The following is a 15,515-nucleotide window of genomic DNA, read 5'->3' as shown; positions in this document are numbered from 1 at the left end:
TCACATATGGAAAAATCGGCTATGATAGGAGAAGCAAACGAATAGTAGAGGTGTACATTGTGCTGAAATTATTTTTGCCGAATGAGCAGGTAAGAAGTGTGCTTGAAATCCAGCCAGAGCGCTTGAAACAAAAAGGAATTAAAGCGATCATAACCGATCTTGATAATACACTCGTCGCCTGGGACAGACCAGATGCAACACCAGAGCTTTTAATTTGGTTTCAAAAAATGCGGGAAGCGGGCATTAAAGTACTGATTGTATCAAACAATAATCAAAAGCGGGTCAGCACGTTTTCAACGCCGCTTGATCTGCCGTTTATTTTTGAAGCGAGAAAGCCGATGGGGCGTGCTTTCAGAAAAGCCATCAAGCTTTTAAGCGTACGAAAAGAAGAAACTGTCGTAATCGGGGACCAGCTGCTGACAGATGTATTTGGCGGGAACCGAAGCGGGATTTATACAATTTTGGTCATTCCCATTGCAGCGACCGATGGATTTTGGACGCGCATTAATCGGAAAATAGAAAGAAGAATTATGACTTTTTTCCAACGTAAAGGAATGATTCAATGGGAGGAACGAAATCAATGAACGAAGTAATTACGTGTGATGGCTGCGGAGTCATCATTCAAACAGCAGACCCGGCTGCGCTCGGTTACGCACCGGCTGCTGCATTGGAGAAAGAAACCGTTGTCTGCAAGCGGTGCTTTCGCTTAAAGCATTATAATGAGGTACAGGACGTGGAACTGACCGACGATGACTTTTTAAAAATCTTGAATACCATTGGTGAGACAGATTCATTAATCGTCAAAATCGTCGATATCTTCGATTTTAATGGGAGCTGGCTTCCGGGCTTGCATCGCTTTGCCGGTAAAAACCCTGTGCTGCTTATTGGGAATAAATCGGATTTGCTGCCGAAATCTGTGAAAAAGGAACGGGTTATTCATTGGATGCGCCACGAAGCAAGCCAGCTTGGGTTAAAACCGATTGATGTGCTTTTAACAAGTGCTTCAGAAGGAAAAGCGATCCGCGATGCGGTGGATGCCATTGAGCATTATCGAAACGGAAAAGATGTATATGTAGTCGGCTGTACAAATGTCGGGAAGTCTACATTTATTAACCGAATCATTCAGGAAATTACAGGAGAAGGAGATATTATTACGACGTCTCATTTCCCAGGTACGACATTGGATATGATTGAAATTCCGCTTTCTGACGGCCATGCGCTTGTAGACACGCCGGGGATTATCAATCGTCATCAAATGGCGCACTTTGTTGATAAAGAAAACTTAAAGTTTTTACTGCCAAAAAAAGAAATTAAACCAAAAGTCTTTCAGTTGAATGAAGAGCAAACACTATTCTTTGGTGGATTAGCCCGCTTTGACTATCTTTCAGGCGGCCGGCGCTCTTTTATATGCCATCTTTCTAATGAAATCGACATTCACCGTACGAAGCTTGAAAAAGCAGATGCTTTGTACGAAAACCATGCCGGGGAGCTGCTGAAGCCAGCGGGGCATGGCGGAGCGCCGCTTGATCTTGTTCGTCAGGAATGGACAATTAAAGAAGCGAAAACAGATATTGTTTTCTCAGGGCTCGGCTGGATTACCGTTAACGAGCCAGGTGCAAAAGTAGCAGCTTACGTACCAAAAGGGGCTGCTGTAACACTGCGCAAGTCGTTAATTTAAAAAGTGGGGGTTGTCGCGTGAAAAAGCTATACGGGGTTATAGGCGATCCAATTGGCCATTCTATGTCGCCTGATATGCATAACGATGCGTTTGGGGCGCTTCATATGGAGGCATACTATCATCCTTTTCATATTAAAAGTGAAGAGCTGAAAACAGCGGTAGCAGGAATGAAGGCCATTGGCCTTTCAGGCTTTAACGTCACTGTACCTCATAAAACAGCCATTATGCCGCTATTAGATGAAATAGATCCGCTTGCTGAAGCGATCGGTGCAGTAAACACAGTTGTGCGAGATGAGAACCGCTTCATTGGGTATAATACAGATGGAGAAGGATTTGTGCGCGGACTGAATGAGGAATATGGAAGTTCCGTGCTCGATAAAAAGATCATGATTATTGGAGCGGGCGGCGCAGCAAGAGCAATTTACTACACGCTTAGCCAGCAGGGAGCCGAACGGGTAGACATTGCCAATCGAACACCGGCAAAAGCCGAAGAGCTGAAAAGCCGGTGTCCATATCCCGTTGAAACGGCTCTTTTATCTCTTAAGCAGGCGGAAGAGCAGCTCGGTAATTACGATATTATCATTCAAACGACATCCATTGGGATGTCACCGAAAGTAAATGAAACACCTATTCATGTAAAGAATATCCGTCCAGATGCGTTTGTATCGGATATCATTTACAATCCAGCGGAAACAATGATCATGAAAGAAGCTAAAAAACAGGGCGCACGTGTGCAAAACGGTTTGAAAATGTTTGCTTATCAGGGTGCGCTTGCTTTTGAAAAATGGACAGGCGTCCTGCCTGACACGAAACGTATGCAAAAAATAGTACAGAATAAACTTGGAGGAACATCATGCTGACAGGAAAACAAAAACGATTTTTACGAGCAGAGGCTCATCACCTAGACCCAATTTTTCAAGTAGGTAAAGGCGGCGTTAATGAAAATATGACAACGCAAATTGCTGAAGCACTTGAAGTGCGCGAGTTAATCAAGGTGAGTATTTTACAAAACAATGAAGATGATAAACATGAGGTGGCAGAAGCACTGGCCAAGGGGGCAAAAGCAGAGCTTGTTCAGTTGATTGGCCACACAGTGGTATTATATAAAGAATCAAAAGAAAACAAAAAAATCGTTCTGCCGCGATGAAAAAAGTGGGTATTTTAGGCGGAACCTTTAACCCGCCGCATGTTGGCCATTTAATTGCAGCCAATGAGGCTCTGCATGCGCTTGATTTGGATGAAATCCGTTTTATGCCCAATTCACTTCCGCCGCATAAAAAGCTTGCTGGCCATGTGGACGATGAACACCGTCTTCGTATGACAGAGCTTGCCATTGAAGGAAACGACTGCTTTCGGATTGAAACGATTGAAATCCAGCGTGCAGGGGTATCGTATACGATTGATACAATGCGGGAATTGATAAAGCGAGAACCTGAAAAATCATTTTATTTTATAATTGGCGCGGACATGATTGAATATTTGCCTAAATGGCGTGACATTGATGAATTAAGCCGTCTTGTCACCTTTGTCGGAGTCAAGCGGCCAGGCTATTCAACAGAAACGCCTTACCCGGTGTTATTAATTGATACGCCGGAAATTCATTTGTCATCAACGGTTCTCCGGGAAAAAGCAGCGTCAAACAAAACGCTTCATTATCTTATGCCGGAAACGGTCATTCGGTATATAAAGGAGAACGGCTTATATGGAGCGTAGCAGAGCACTGGAGATTGTTGAAAAACAATTAACGGAAAAGCGGTACACGCATACTCTAGGGGTATCAGAAGCAGCTGTTGAGCTGGCAGGCCGCTATGGAGCAGATGTCTACAAAGCGGAACTGGCCGCTATTTTCCACGATTATGCAAAGTTTCGTCCGAAAGAAGAAATGAAGCAGATTTTAATAGACGAGAGAGAAGACGAGCGGCTTCTTGTGTTTCACCACGAGCTTTGGCATGCGCCGGCGGGGGCTGTGCTGGTGCGCAGAGAAGCAGGAATTGAAGACGAAGACATACTCTCTGCTATCCGCTGGCATACAACCGGGAAGCCTGGCATGACCTTGCTTGAAAAAATCATCTATCTGGCAGATTATATCGAGCCAGGCCGGGCATTTCCAGGTGTGGAGGAAGTACGGGCGATTGCAAAGCAGAGTTTGAATGCAGCTGTTTTAGCGGCTGTAAAAAATTCAATTCTCTTTTTAATGAGTAAAAAACAGCCGGTTTTCCCGGTTACGATGGATACGTATAATAATCTTATTCAGAATGGAGACGATGTTTAATTGACAGAACAACAGCAATTACTGCAAGCAGTAACAAAAGCAGCAGATGATAAGCGGGCAGAAAATATTACAGCCCTTAATATGGAAGGTATTTCACCGGTCGCTGATTACTTTGTGATCTGCCATGGGAATTCAGATAAACAAGTACAGGCAATTGCCCGTGAAGTAAAAGAGAAAGCAGAAGAACTTGGCTTTGATATTCGCCGGATGGAAGGGTTTGACGAAGCACGCTGGGTACTGATTGATATCGGCGATGTAGTCGTTCACGTTTTTCATCGTGAGGAGCGGGTTTACTACAACCTTGAACGCCTATGGGGCGACGCGCCGCACGTTGATGTGCTGATGTCATGAGTTATAACCGGTTTGCTTCGGTGTACGATGCGCTTATGCAGGATGCACCGTACGATGAATGGGAAGCATATTTGCAAAGAGAAGTAAAAGGGGGATCCCTGCTTGATATCGGCTGCGGGACAGGAGAACTGGCCGTTCGTTTTGCACGAGCCGGATTTCAAGTAACAGGGATTGACCTTTCCGATGATATGCTTGCCATTGCCCGTGAAAAAGCGGAAGCAAATGGAATGAACATCCCGCTTTTTCAGCAGGATATGCGTGAGCTTGATGGAATCGGTCAATTTGACACGGTTGTTATTTTTTGCGACTCGCTTAACTATTTACAGTCAGAAGAAGATGTGAAGCAAACGTTTCAATCGGTGTTCAGCCAGTTAAAAGAAGACGGTTTGTTTCTATTCGATGTCCATTCCTCTTTTAAAATGAATCATGTTTTTGTAGAGCAGACGTTTGCGGATGCCGCCGAAGATATTTCATTTATATGGAATGCATTTCCGGGAGAACATCCGGACAGTGTCGAACATGAATTAACGTTCTTCGTTCAAACAGAGAACGGCGAATATGAACGATTTGATGAATTGCATTATCAACGCACTTTTGAGCCTAAAGTATATGACCAGTGGCTTAAAGAAGCGGGCTTCTATGTTGAAGCGATCACGGCCGATTTCACAAATGGTGCCCCAGCACCAGAGTCAGAACGGATCTTTTTCAAAGCAAGAAAGAGCAGCTGATCAGCTGCTCTTTTTTGTTAAGATTTTGTAAAGAAGAAAGGAAAACGAAAAGGAGCGCCGAATTTAGTCAATAATGCCAAATGCGGCAGATGCCTCTTTTCTGTCTTCAGCAGCTTTTTGCTGTGTCATTCTGCAAAGCGATGCAAACAATTCGCCTGCCTCAGATTCAATAACCGTAAGACCTCTTCCTGTTACGCCGCCTTTTGCAGCGGTGCGTTCCGTCAGCATCTCCAATGTCCAATCCTTTTGTTTCAGCAATTCTCCCAGGCCAATCATCATATGGAACGCCAGCGTTTCTGCCTGGCTTTTTGTTAATCCATATGTGACAGCTTCATCTGCATACATGACTGCCATTTTGGAAAAGAAAGCGGGCCCGCATCCAGTTAAATCTGAGGCAGCCCGGATAATGTTATCATCTGTTTCGAGCGCGACGCTGGCAATTTGATTGAGCAGTCCTGTTACTTTTTGCTGCCAGTCATTTTCGCAGGAATCCCCAAAAGAGTATAAAATACCGCCAGAAGCTACTGTATTGGTGACAGAAGGGATGACTTTTCCGCAGGAGCAGGAAATAATCGATTCCATTTGCTTCGTTGACACCGCACTTGCAGTAGCCAGCACACAGTGTTCCTGCGTTAAAAAAGGCGCGATCGATTCAAGAAGAGGCTTTAAATCGGGCTGTCGGACGCATACAAAAATCAACTGGGTTTTTTTAACAAGATCTTTAGTGGTTTGGCACACATGTATACCGGGAAACAAGGCTTTTAAATGCAAGGCTTTTTCCCGTGTGCGATTGTGCAGGACAATATTTTCTGGCTCAACAGCAGCAGCAAACATGAGCGCTTCTGTTAAAACGGTGCCAATGCTTCCTGTACCAATTATCCCAATGTTCATGCTTGCATTCACCCTTTCCTATTCATCTAAACACTGTATGCATATTATTTGTAAATATGATCGTAAATGAAAGGAGAAGAGAAGAAATGAACAAACAAGAAATGCTTAAAAAATACAAAGTTCCAGCAGCTGCCGGAGCTGTTTTAGCTGCCGTCTGGCTGTACGGTTTAACAAAAGAAGAACCGCAAGCTTTGCCGCCGGAGCCGGCTCTTTTAGAAGCCCCTAAAGGTGAACCGGCTGCCGAGGAAGCAGACCCGGTGCAAAATCAGCCTAGTGAAGTAGCCATTGATGTGAAAGGAGCTGTTTCAATGCCGGGCATTTACGTGCTGTCAAATGATCAGCGGGTGAATGATGCAATCAATAAAGCGGGGGGACTTACTGAAAAAGCAGATGCGGCTGCCATTAATTTAGCACAAAAAGTACAGGATGAAATGGTCATCTATGTGCCGGCAGAGGGAGAAGAAATGCCGGATGTAGAGCAAGCAACTGCATCATCTTCAGCTGCAGCCGGCAGTGATGCGGCTGCCGAATCTGCTTCGATCAATATCAATACAGCAGACTCGTCATTATTGCAGGAGCTTCCGGGTGTTGGTGAGTCGAAAGCCCAGGCGATTATTGATTTCCGGGAAACGGAAGGAGCTTTTACAGCAGTAGAGGATTTGAAAAACGTGGCAGGAATTGGTGATAAAGTATTTGAAAAGCTCGCTCCTCTCGTGACTATTCAATAAAGGGTTTGACGGATGGAAGAACCTCTCGATAAACTGAAAGAATAAACCGGCCGCAGACCGGAAGAAACAGAAAAGAGGTTTTGAGAATGGAACGAAAAAGCTGGGATGATTATTTTTTAAATATTGCGGAGGTGGTGGCTACTCGTTCAACCTGCAATCGGCTTCATGTTGGCTGTGTGATTGTAAAAGACAAGCATATTGTGTCTACAGGCTATAACGGTTCTATTCATGGGCATGAACATTGCCAGGACGCAGGCTGCTTATTATCGGATCAAGGCCGTTGTATCCGGTGCCTGCATGCAGAATTAAATGCAGTGCTTCATGCAGAGCGTGATAAGTTAAAAGGGGCATCTGCTTACGTTACCCACGAGCCATGTGAAAACTGTGCAAAAACGCTTGCCCAGGCCGGTGTAGGGCGGATTATCTATCGTAATGCCTATCCAAACAAATGGAACAGCCACTTTTTAAAAGATATTGAGGTCATCCACGTTCCCGCTGAATAAAGGATGGTGATGTATGCCGCTTCTTCAAATGAGCATGGCGGCCCTTGCAGCCATTTTATTCGCAGTGCAGGCGCCATGGCAGGCTGCTTTGCTGGCTGCTGCGATAGGAGGATTATTATGTTGGAAGGTGGACAGGCGTACACGCTTTTGGATAATCGGGACATTTATGCTGTTTTTGAGCGTGGTGCCAATTCAGGAAGCGCGCAGCCAGTCTGCTTTTACGGGAAAAGAAACAAAATGGATCGTTTCATTTACAGATGATATCCAAATCGAAGGGAACAGGTTAAGAGCAGGTGTAGAAGAAACACAATTTCATGAAAGACTCAGCTTGGTCTACCGAATGAACTCGAAAGAAGAAAAAGAGCTTTTACAAGAGGGGCTCACTCCAGGATTAACCTGCCGCGTTCAAGGGAAAGCGTCTCTTCCGAACGAAGCCAGAAATCCAGGTGAATTCGATTACCGGTCCTATTTAGCCGCGAGCGGAACCTTCTTTGTTCTCACACCTGAACATATTTCTCTCGATCAGTGTGTATTAAACCAGTCACTTCGTTATGTACCCGCTGCTTGGCGGATGGCCGCCATTAAGCGTATTCAAGAACGTTTTCCAGCACCTCTTGCCCATACAGCGGCTGCGCTTCTGGTTGGCGATCGGTCATCCGGTCCCGAAGAAACAGAAGGAGACTACGAGCGGCTTGGCATCGTGCATATTCTGTCGATCTCAGGATTGCATGTAACGCTCTTGACAGGACTTCTTTTTTATCTGCTGCTCCGTGCAGGAATGACACGTGAGTGGGCACGTCTGCTTTTATTAACAGCGCTGCCTCTTTATGCCTTGTTGGCGGGAGGGTCTCCGCCGGTTGTTCGCTCCTGTTTAATGACAGGTGCAATTTTGCTTGCTGCTTTTAACAGCAGAAAATTATCAGCTGCTGGAGCACTTGGAGCTTCTTTTTTAATCATGACTCTTTGGAACCCATTTTTGATCTTTCAAGCTGGTTTTCAGCTTTCCTTCCTCGTTACGTTCGCCCTCGTTTTATCAACCGGTGTAATTTTAAAAAAAGCGCAGCATGCAGTCGAGCTTTCTTTATTTGTTTCGGTTTTATCTCAGCTTGCCGCCCTGCCGGTATTGCTTTTCCATTTCGCAGAACTCTCCGTTATTTCACCGCTGGCCAACCTTCTTTTTGTCCCATTTTATTCATTTTTTATGATGCCGGCCGTTCTTCTTTTGTTTTGCTTATCTTTTTTGACGCCTATTTCTTTTTTCGCTTCATTTGTCAATGAATGTTTGATCAAAATGGATCAATTGGCTGCGCTGCTGGCGAATCTGCCATTTGCGGTTTTTGTAACAGGACAGCCAGGCATGGAAGCAGCTGCTCTTTTGACTGTCACTTCTCTGGCTTCTCTTTTATTGTGGGAATTGAGAAAAAACATGAAACTAAGCCTCGCGATATGCAGTTTTGCCCTGGCTGTTTTTGTCCTGGCCGGCCGCTTCTCCCCAGAAGGGAAAATCACCTTTCTAGATGTTGGTCAGGGAGACAGCATTTTGATTCAATTGCCCCGCAATGAAGGAAACTATTTAATTGATACAGGCGGGCAGGTGCCGTTTGAGCAGGAAGCCTGGAAGGAACGGAATGGCGGGTTTTCAGTAGGGAAAGACACAGTCGTTCCTTTTTTGAAAAGAGAAGGGATCGCCAAGCTGGATAAGTTGATTATCACCCACGCAGATTTTGATCACGCCGGTGCAGCCGCAGAAGTGCTCCAATCTATTTCGGCAAAAGAAATCATTATTTCACCAGGATCAGGAGAAGAACCGGTCATAGCCGACATGATCAAAACCGGCCTGAAGATACGGGAAGGCGGAGAAGGGGAAAGCTGGAGGACAAAAAGCGCAGTTTTTCAGTTTTTAGCGCCGGATGACCGGGATTATGAAGGGAACAATGACTCGCTTGTGCTTTTTGCCAGAATCGGCGGGAAAACATGGCTGTTCACAGGTGATCTTGAAAAAGAGGGAGAAGCCGAATTGATCGAGAAGTACAGCTTCCATGCAGACTGGTTAAAAGTAGGCCATCATGGCAGCAAAACCTCTTCCTCGCCATCGTTTATTCAAGCCCTTCAGCCACAGTTTGCCGTGATATCTGCTGGACTTAACAATCGTTATGGGCATCCGCATAAAGAAGTGACCGATACGCTGGAAAAAGAAGGAGTCCGCATATACCGTACAGACAAACATGGTGCCATTACGTATACATTTAAAGGAGAGAATGGGAAAATCGAAACTGTACTTCTATCTCCATAAAAAACCCCGTCCTATTAAAGGGCGGGGTTTTGGTGATTCAACCGACCAGTTGAATCACCGTGGCAAGAATGAACATGGTAGCAAAGAAACCGAATGAAACGATAAAACCTACAGCGGAGTCTACAGCATCATTACGCTTAGATTGAACATTTTTTTCGAAATCGTTCACAGCCATCCCTCCCATTTTCTTTAAGTATAGACAATGAAAAAGGAAAAATCTATACGAGACAACTTCTTTTCATTTAAAAAGCGGATAAGTTTGTAGATGGAAAAGATGGAGTCTATCTTGCGTATCGGGATGGTTTTTCCTACAATGAAAACAGAAACAGAATGGAGTCGAGTAAATGGATGTATTAAAAGAGTTAAAGAGCGGCCGGTTTCGTTCCGTTTATTTGCTGTACGGGCCGGAGCAGTATTTTATAGAAGAAGCACGACAGCTGCTTTTAAAAGGAGCACTGGATGGGGAAGATACGGATTTAAACGTCATTTCCTTTGATATGACAGAAGCGCCGGTAGAAGCGGCCATTGAAGAAGCGGAAACCCTGCCGTTTCTTGGAGACAGGAAGCTTGTGTTTGTTCAGAACCCGATTTTTTTCACAGCTGAAAAATCAAAAATAGAGCATGATACAAAAAGGCTTGAACAATACCTGCAGGACCCCGCTCCATTTACAATTCTTGTTTTTCAAGGAAGGTTTGAAAAGCTTGATGAACGAAAAAAATTAACAAAGCTCATTAAAAAGCAGGCAGGCGTTTTGGAAGCAAAACGTCCAGCTGAACGGGAGCTGTCCGGCTGGATTAAGGGCAGAGCCGCAGAAGAAGGAGTGGTAATAGAAGATGCAGCCATCCATCAGCTCCTCGCTATTGCCGGATTTAACTTGTCTGTCCTGTCGATGGAGATTATGAAGCTTGCTCTTCATGCCGGGCAGGGAAACGAGATTACCGAAGAAAATGTAACAGCACTGACGGCGCGGACGCTCGAAAGTGATATTTTTCGACTGGTAGACCGTATCGTCACAGGGCATTTGTCTGAAGCACTACGCATTTATTATGATTTAATCCGCCTGAATGAAGAGCCGTTAAAAATTCTTGCCGTTATAGCGGGACAGTTCCGGCTGATCTATCAAGTAAAAGAGCTGTTGAAAAAAGGATACGGCCAGCAGCAAATAGCCGGACAGCTGAAAGTGCATCCGTTTCGTGTAAAAATAGCGGGGGGACAGGCACGGGCTTTTTCGGAAGCACAGCTTGCCGCAGTGATACAAATGCTTGCAGAAAGCGATTATGAGATGAAAAGCAGTGCTATGGATAAAAAAATGATTATGGAGTTATTTTTCTTCCGGCTGCAGACGATGATGCAGACAAAATAAAAAAAGTGTCCAATTTGGACACTTTTTTTATTAGTTAGCCAGCTTTTTCATAAGACGGCTTTTTTGACGGTTCGCAGCGTTTTTGTGGATAAGGCCTTTTGCTGCAGCTTTATCTAGTTTGCTAACTGCTTGTACAAGCAATTCTTTTGCGTTTTCGTCATTATTAGCAGCTGCTGTTTCGAACTTTTTCACCGCGCTACGCATAGCTGATTTCGCTTGCGTGTTGCGTGCTGAACGAATTTGAGCAGTTTTTGTGCGTTTGATGGCAGATTTAATATTTGGCATTTACTGTCACCTCCTAAAATGGATCGAACTTTTATTCGTACCCGATTATCAATCATTATTGAATTAAACAACAAGAAGTATTTTAGCAAAGGAATAAAAGAAATGCAATAGGAATCCGGTGTAAAGGAATAAACTTTTACACACAGGGGCAAACTGTGAAAAAAATGGAGGGTGAATTAAATGGAAAAATGGTCTCCACGCACAGATTTAGCCTTGGAATCTGCTTTAATTGCCGAGCAGCAAACAGGAAGTAAAGTCCCTGGAATTGAAATGAAGGAAGAAGAAAAAGAAGGCACGAAGGTGACAACGGTCGAAATTACAAAGGAAGCTGAGCAGATAACCGGAAGAAAAGCTGGCCATTATGTTACCGTTGAATCAGCGGACTTGCGCCACTCCGATTCTGCCCGCCATGCTGCCATCAGCCGGGTAGTAGCAGAAGAAATTCGTTTATTTATAAAGGGAGCGGGTATTAAGCAAGACGCCTCTTGTTTAATTGCCGGTCTTGGAAATGAACTCGTTACGCCCGATTCTCTTGGGCCGCGTGTAACGGACCGTCTTATCGTGACCAATCACTTATTCAAGCTGCATCCTGAACACGTTCAGCCCGGCTATCGCCCGGTCAGCGCCATTTCTCCCGGTGTTATGGGCATGACGGGAATTGAAACAGGAGATATTCTGCTTGGTTTAATTGAGCGTGAGAAGCCGGATTTTTTAATTGTCATTGACGCGCTCGCTGCTCGTTCGATTGAAAGACTGAATGCGACGATTCAAATGACGGATACAGGTATTCAGCCGGGAGCCGGGATCGGGAACCGCCGAAAAGAAATCAGTCGTGAAACAGCAGGTATCCCGGTGATCGCCATTGGCATTCCGACTGTGATTGACGCTGCTACCGTCACGCGTGACGCAGTGGAAATGGTCATGGAGAATCTGCAAGAAAAAAGCGGACGCGGAGATGAAGAATGGAAGCGGTCGTTTTTAGGAAATATCGGTCTGCTGGATGAAAACGAAAAACATCAATTAATTCATGAAGTGCTGACCCCGGCAGGTTTAAATATGATTGTAACACCAAAAGAAGCGGACATGTTTATTCAAGGAGCGGCAGCGGTCGTTTCCAGTGCATTGAATGAATCTCTTCATGACCGTCCACCGGAAGAAACACGATCTTTTTTTGCAGGCTGATTCATGGTCTGCTTTTTTTATTTGCTGCATAAGGTAAAGGGATAAGAGCTGAAAAGGGGATGGCGACAATCCTTTTGCGCAAAAAAAAGTATATACCATACTGGCTTGTTCCCGTATACGCCTGCCTAGTGGTCATGCCGTTTTGGATGGCGGGGTTTTTAACGGTCATGCCGTTTTCGTACCATTTTACCTCCCAATCTATGAGCCGGGCGGCAGCAGAAATTCCGGCCGCTTCTTTTTATCAGCTTCTGCGTTTAGAAAATCATGCTTTCCAGTCAAATGAAAAAGTGGGACAAGGTACAATCGGGTGGGTGGACGCTGCCTTTCAATCGGCTGCCGGAATTAGTTTGCGCGATCCGCGGACCTTTCTGGGAAAAGAACTTCCGGGCTTTTCTATTTATGACAGCCAAATTTTAATTGCCGGGGAAGGAACGGATTATACGAATTTACCGGTTGAATCCAAAAAGCCGGATGATCTTCCGGTGCCGAAAGAATCAGAACCGGATGAGCCAAAAGAAAATACGCCTCCAGCCGGGGAAGAAAAAGTGCTTCTTTACTTTACGCATACGTCCGAATCATTCACTCCTAAAAATGGACAAGCCCCAATGAACATTACAGAAGTGGGAACAATGATTGGAAAAAGTTTGGAAGAAAAGGGAATCGGGGTATCTGTCAATAAAACGGATATAGGGGCGCTGTTAAAGAAAAAAGGGAAAAAATACAGTGCTTCCTATGAAGAATCACGGACTGTCGTTGCGGCTGTTCAAAAAGAAGAGCCGTCGTTGTCTTATTTAATTGATATTCATCGCGATTCACAGGACAAATCGATCACAACAGCCCGTGTAAACGGGCAGGATATGGCAAAAACCGTATTTGTCGTCGGCGGAGAGCATCCAGGGTATGAAGAAAATGCCCGTTTTGCTTCATCACTTCATAAACTTTTCGAACAGTATTATCCCGGTCTTTCGCGCGGTGTAATCGTAAAATCGGGCAGCCAGACAAACGGAAAATTCAACCAGGATCTTTCAAACCGGGCGATTTTGATTGAAATGGGCGGTGTGGATAACACCCGTGAAGAATTGGAAAGAAGTGCGGCTGCCGTCGCTGATATTTTGGCCCGTTTTATTAAAGCGGAACAAAATGAATAGCCCGTTCGTTTTAATGTTCGTTGTCAATTGCATAACGCGCTGATATAATCACAATAGTATCTATGTGCCGATAAACAGGAGTGAACATTGAAATGAACAACAACGAACGACTAGAACGGCAGGAGCGTATTCGGAATTTCTCGATCATTGCCCATATTGACCATGGGAAATCAACGCTTGCTGACCGTATTTTAGAAAAAACAAAAGCGTTAACAGCGCGTGAAATGAAAAGCCAGCTTCTTGATTCAATGGATCTTGAACGGGAACGCGGTATTACGATTAAACTAAATGCAGTACAGCTGAACTATACGGCTAAAGACGGACAGGACTATATCTTTCACTTGATTGATACGCCGGGACACGTCGATTTTACGTACGAAGTATCAAGAAGTCTTGCAGCCTGCGAAGGCGCCATCCTTGTGGTGGATGCGGCGCAGGGCATTGAAGCACAAACGCTCGCTAACGTTTATTTAGCCCTGGACAATGACCTTGAAATTTTGCCGGTTATTAATAAAATTGATCTTCCGGCTGCAGAACCAGAGCGTGTGCGCCAGGAAGTAGAAGATGTGATCGGCCTGGATGCCTCAGAAGCGGTTCTAGCGTCAGCGAAAGCCGGCATTGGTATCGAGGAAATTTTAGAACAGGTGGTTGAAAAAGTGCCGGCGCCAACCGGGGATCCGGAAGCACCGCTTAAAGCCCTTATTTTTGACTCTCTTTACGATGCATACCGCGGGGTTATTGCTTATATCCGGGTTGTAGATGGCACGGTGAAGGTCGGCGACAAAATTAAAATGATGGCGACCGGAAAAGAGTTTGAAGTAACTGAAATCGGTGTTTTTACCCCAAAAACGACACAGCGAAAAGAGCTGACGGTTGGAGATGTTGGCTACCTTGCTGCCGCTATTAAAAATGTCGGAGATACGCAGGTCGGGGATACAATCACATCGGCGAAAAACAGTGCGACAGAACCGCTTGCCGGCTATCGAAAACTGAATCCAATGGTGTATTGCGGTCTTTACCCGATCGATTCGTCAAAATACAATGACTTGCGTGAAGCGCTTGAAAAGCTTGAGTTGAATGACTCCGCTCTTCAATATGAGCCGGAAACATCCCAGGCACTCGGCTTTGGTTTCCGCTGCGGCTTCCTTGGCCTGCTTCATATGGAGATTATTCAGGAACGGATTGAACGCGAGTTTAAAATTGACTTGATTACAACAGCACCAAGCGTTATTTACCAGGTAACGATGACAGATGGTGAAGAGGTTCGGATCGATAATCCATCGGATATGCCGGATCCACAAAAAATTGCCCACGTTGAAGAACCGTATGTAAAAGCATCGATCATCGTGCCGAATGACTATGTCGGAGCAGTGATGGAGCTTGCCCAGGGTAAACGCGGCAATTTTATTGATATGCAGTATCTTGATACAAACCGCGTCAGCGTTGTTTATGAAATGCCGCTGTCTGAAATTGTGTATGACTTCTTTGATCAGCTGAAGTCGAGTACGAAAGGCTATGCCTCATTCGACTACGAACTCATTGGCTACAAACAATCCAAGCTGGTGAAGATGGATATTCTTCTCAACGCAGAAACGGTCGATGCACTCAGCTTTATTGTTCACCGTGACTTTGCGTATGACCGCGGCAAGATTATCGTTGAAAAGCTGAAAGAACTCATTCCGCGCCAGCAGTTTGAGGTGCCTATACAGGCGGCGATCGGCAACAAAATTGTGGCCCGGTCCACCATTAAAGCGATGCGTAAAAACGTTCTGGCCAAGTGTTACGGCGGAGATATTTCCCGGAAACGGAAACTGCTTGAGAAGCAGAAGGAAGGGAAAAAGCGCATGAAGCAGGTTGGATCGGTTGAAGTCCCGCAGGAAGCGTTTATGGCTGTCTTAAAAATGGATGATCCACAAAAATAACAAGAAGGTGCCTGGATTACGGGTATCTCAGAGCGTAGACACAGGAAGAGAGCAGGCTGATTCAAAACGTCTGCCTTTCCAGGAACGAAGCCGTTCGGGAAGCGGAGTGACCTTTTCGGGTCATGAGCATTCACACACGGCAAGTGACGCCGAAAGCGGGCGTTTGTCAG

The 15,515-nt window shown here is 45.2% G+C and carries 18 protein-coding genes; 15 read left to right on the top strand and 3 right to left on the bottom strand.

The features are described 5' to 3' along the window. The first annotated feature begins 59 nt into the window (after positions 1-59). Genes M3221_RS08795 through M3221_RS08760 form a run of 8 tightly spaced genes read left to right on the top strand, consistent with a single transcriptional unit; the run spans position 60 to position 5,029 of the window. Positions 60-584 (top strand): YqeG family HAD IIIA-type phosphatase, encoded by a 525-nt coding sequence (locus M3221_RS08795; protein WP_251271090.1) that lies wholly within the window; start codon positions 60-62, stop codon positions 582-584. Next, the gene (gene yqeH / locus M3221_RS08790) at positions 581-1,678 is read left to right on the top strand and encodes a ribosome biogenesis GTPase YqeH (RefSeq protein WP_251271089.1); all 1,098 of its coding nucleotides are present in this window, start codon (positions 581-583) and stop codon (positions 1,676-1,678) included. The genes M3221_RS08795 and yqeH overlap by 4 nt, the downstream gene beginning before the upstream one ends. A 17-nt stretch (positions 1,679-1,695) precedes the next feature. Next, on the top strand, positions 1,696-2,538 hold the full coding sequence (gene aroE / locus M3221_RS08785) for a shikimate dehydrogenase (protein ID WP_251271088.1): 843 nt from the start codon (positions 1,696-1,698) through the stop codon (positions 2,536-2,538). Continuing rightward, a complete protein-coding gene (gene yhbY / locus M3221_RS08780) occupies positions 2,532-2,825 on the top strand; it encodes a ribosome assembly RNA-binding protein YhbY (RefSeq protein ID WP_242233394.1) in 294 nt (97 codons plus the stop codon). The genes aroE and yhbY overlap by 7 nt, the downstream gene beginning before the upstream one ends. Then, on the top strand, positions 2,822-3,391 hold the full coding sequence (locus M3221_RS08775; RefSeq protein ID WP_251271087.1) for a nicotinate-nucleotide adenylyltransferase: 570 nt from the start codon (positions 2,822-2,824) through the stop codon (positions 3,389-3,391). Before yhbY ends, M3221_RS08775 begins: the two co-directional genes overlap by 4 nt. Continuing rightward, a complete protein-coding gene (gene yqeK, locus M3221_RS08770; RefSeq protein WP_251271086.1) occupies positions 3,381-3,950 on the top strand; it encodes a bis(5'-nucleosyl)-tetraphosphatase (symmetrical) YqeK in 570 nt (189 codons plus the stop codon). The genes M3221_RS08775 and yqeK overlap by 11 nt, the downstream gene beginning before the upstream one ends. After that, positions 3,951-4,301: a ribosome silencing factor gene (rsfS, locus tag M3221_RS08765; RefSeq protein ID WP_242233397.1), complete on the top strand. Its 351-nt coding sequence runs from the start codon at positions 3,951-3,953 to the stop codon at positions 4,299-4,301. Further along, a complete protein-coding gene (locus tag M3221_RS08760) occupies positions 4,298-5,029 on the top strand; it encodes a class I SAM-dependent DNA methyltransferase (protein ID WP_251271085.1) in 732 nt (243 codons plus the stop codon). The genes rsfS and M3221_RS08760 overlap by 4 nt, the downstream gene beginning before the upstream one ends. A gap of 63 nt (positions 5,030-5,092) precedes the next feature. Here the strand turns inward: M3221_RS08760 and comER are convergent, their stop codons facing one another. Further along, positions 5,093-5,920, bottom strand: a complete 828-nt coding sequence (gene comER / locus M3221_RS08755) for a late competence protein ComER (protein ID WP_251271084.1) — start codon at positions 5,918-5,920, stop codon at positions 5,093-5,095. Positions 5,921-6,006: 86 nt separating this feature from the next. Between comER and M3221_RS08750 the strand changes: the two genes are divergently transcribed. The 3 genes from M3221_RS08750 to M3221_RS08740 all read left to right on the top strand — a co-directional run bounded on the left by M3221_RS08750 (position 6,007) and on the right by M3221_RS08740 (position 9,444). Further along, complete coding sequence (locus M3221_RS08750) at positions 6,007-6,648, top strand: helix-hairpin-helix domain-containing protein (protein ID WP_251271083.1); 642 nt, start codon at positions 6,007-6,009, stop codon at positions 6,646-6,648. An 86-nt stretch (positions 6,649-6,734) separates the two neighbouring features. Next, a complete protein-coding gene (locus M3221_RS08745) occupies positions 6,735-7,151 on the top strand; it encodes a deoxycytidylate deaminase (protein WP_251271082.1) in 417 nt (138 codons plus the stop codon). A 13-nt stretch (positions 7,152-7,164) separates the two neighbouring features. Next, the gene (locus M3221_RS08740; protein WP_251271081.1) at positions 7,165-9,444 is read left to right on the top strand and encodes a DNA internalization-related competence protein ComEC/Rec2; all 2,280 of its coding nucleotides are present in this window, start codon (positions 7,165-7,167) and stop codon (positions 9,442-9,444) included. 37 nt (positions 9,445-9,481) lie between these two features. Here M3221_RS08740 and M3221_RS08735 read toward each other — a convergent pair whose 3' ends face one another. Continuing rightward, on the bottom strand, positions 9,482-9,613 hold the full coding sequence (locus M3221_RS08735) for a YqzM family protein (protein ID WP_242233403.1): 132 nt from the start codon (positions 9,611-9,613) through the stop codon (positions 9,482-9,484). A gap of 175 nt (positions 9,614-9,788) precedes the next feature. Between M3221_RS08735 and holA the strand changes: the two genes are divergently transcribed. Then, complete coding sequence (gene holA, locus M3221_RS08730) at positions 9,789-10,808, top strand: DNA polymerase III subunit delta (protein ID WP_251271080.1); 1,020 nt, start codon at positions 9,789-9,791, stop codon at positions 10,806-10,808. 30 nt (positions 10,809-10,838) lie between these two features. Here holA and rpsT read toward each other — a convergent pair whose 3' ends face one another. Further along, on the bottom strand, positions 10,839-11,093 hold the full coding sequence (rpsT, locus tag M3221_RS08725; protein WP_045851032.1) for a 30S ribosomal protein S20: 255 nt from the start codon (positions 11,091-11,093) through the stop codon (positions 10,839-10,841). A gap of 180 nt (positions 11,094-11,273) precedes the next feature. Between rpsT and gpr the strand changes: the two genes are divergently transcribed. The 3 genes from gpr (at position 11,274) to lepA (ending at position 15,345) form a co-directional block, all read left to right on the top strand. Continuing rightward, entirely contained in the window at positions 11,274-12,275 is a 1,002-nt protein-coding gene (gpr, locus tag M3221_RS08720) for a GPR endopeptidase (RefSeq protein WP_242233405.1), read from the top strand. Between the two features lie 59 nt (positions 12,276-12,334). Continuing rightward, on the top strand, positions 12,335-13,423 hold the full coding sequence (gene spoIIP, locus M3221_RS08715) for a stage II sporulation protein P (protein ID WP_251271079.1): 1,089 nt from the start codon (positions 12,335-12,337) through the stop codon (positions 13,421-13,423). A 92-nt stretch (positions 13,424-13,515) separates the two neighbouring features. Continuing rightward, positions 13,516-15,345, top strand: coding sequence for a translation elongation factor 4 (gene lepA / locus M3221_RS08710; RefSeq protein WP_251271078.1), 1,830 nt, complete (start codon positions 13,516-13,518; stop codon positions 15,343-15,345). Positions 15,346-15,515: the final 170 nt, after the last annotated feature.

Origin of the sequence: Domibacillus indicus (assembly GCF_023715895.1) — a bacterium.
Classification (GTDB): Bacteria; Bacillota; Bacilli; order Bacillales; family Domibacillaceae; genus Domibacillus; species Domibacillus indicus_A.
This window is presented reverse-complemented; position numbering and strand designations above follow the sequence as displayed.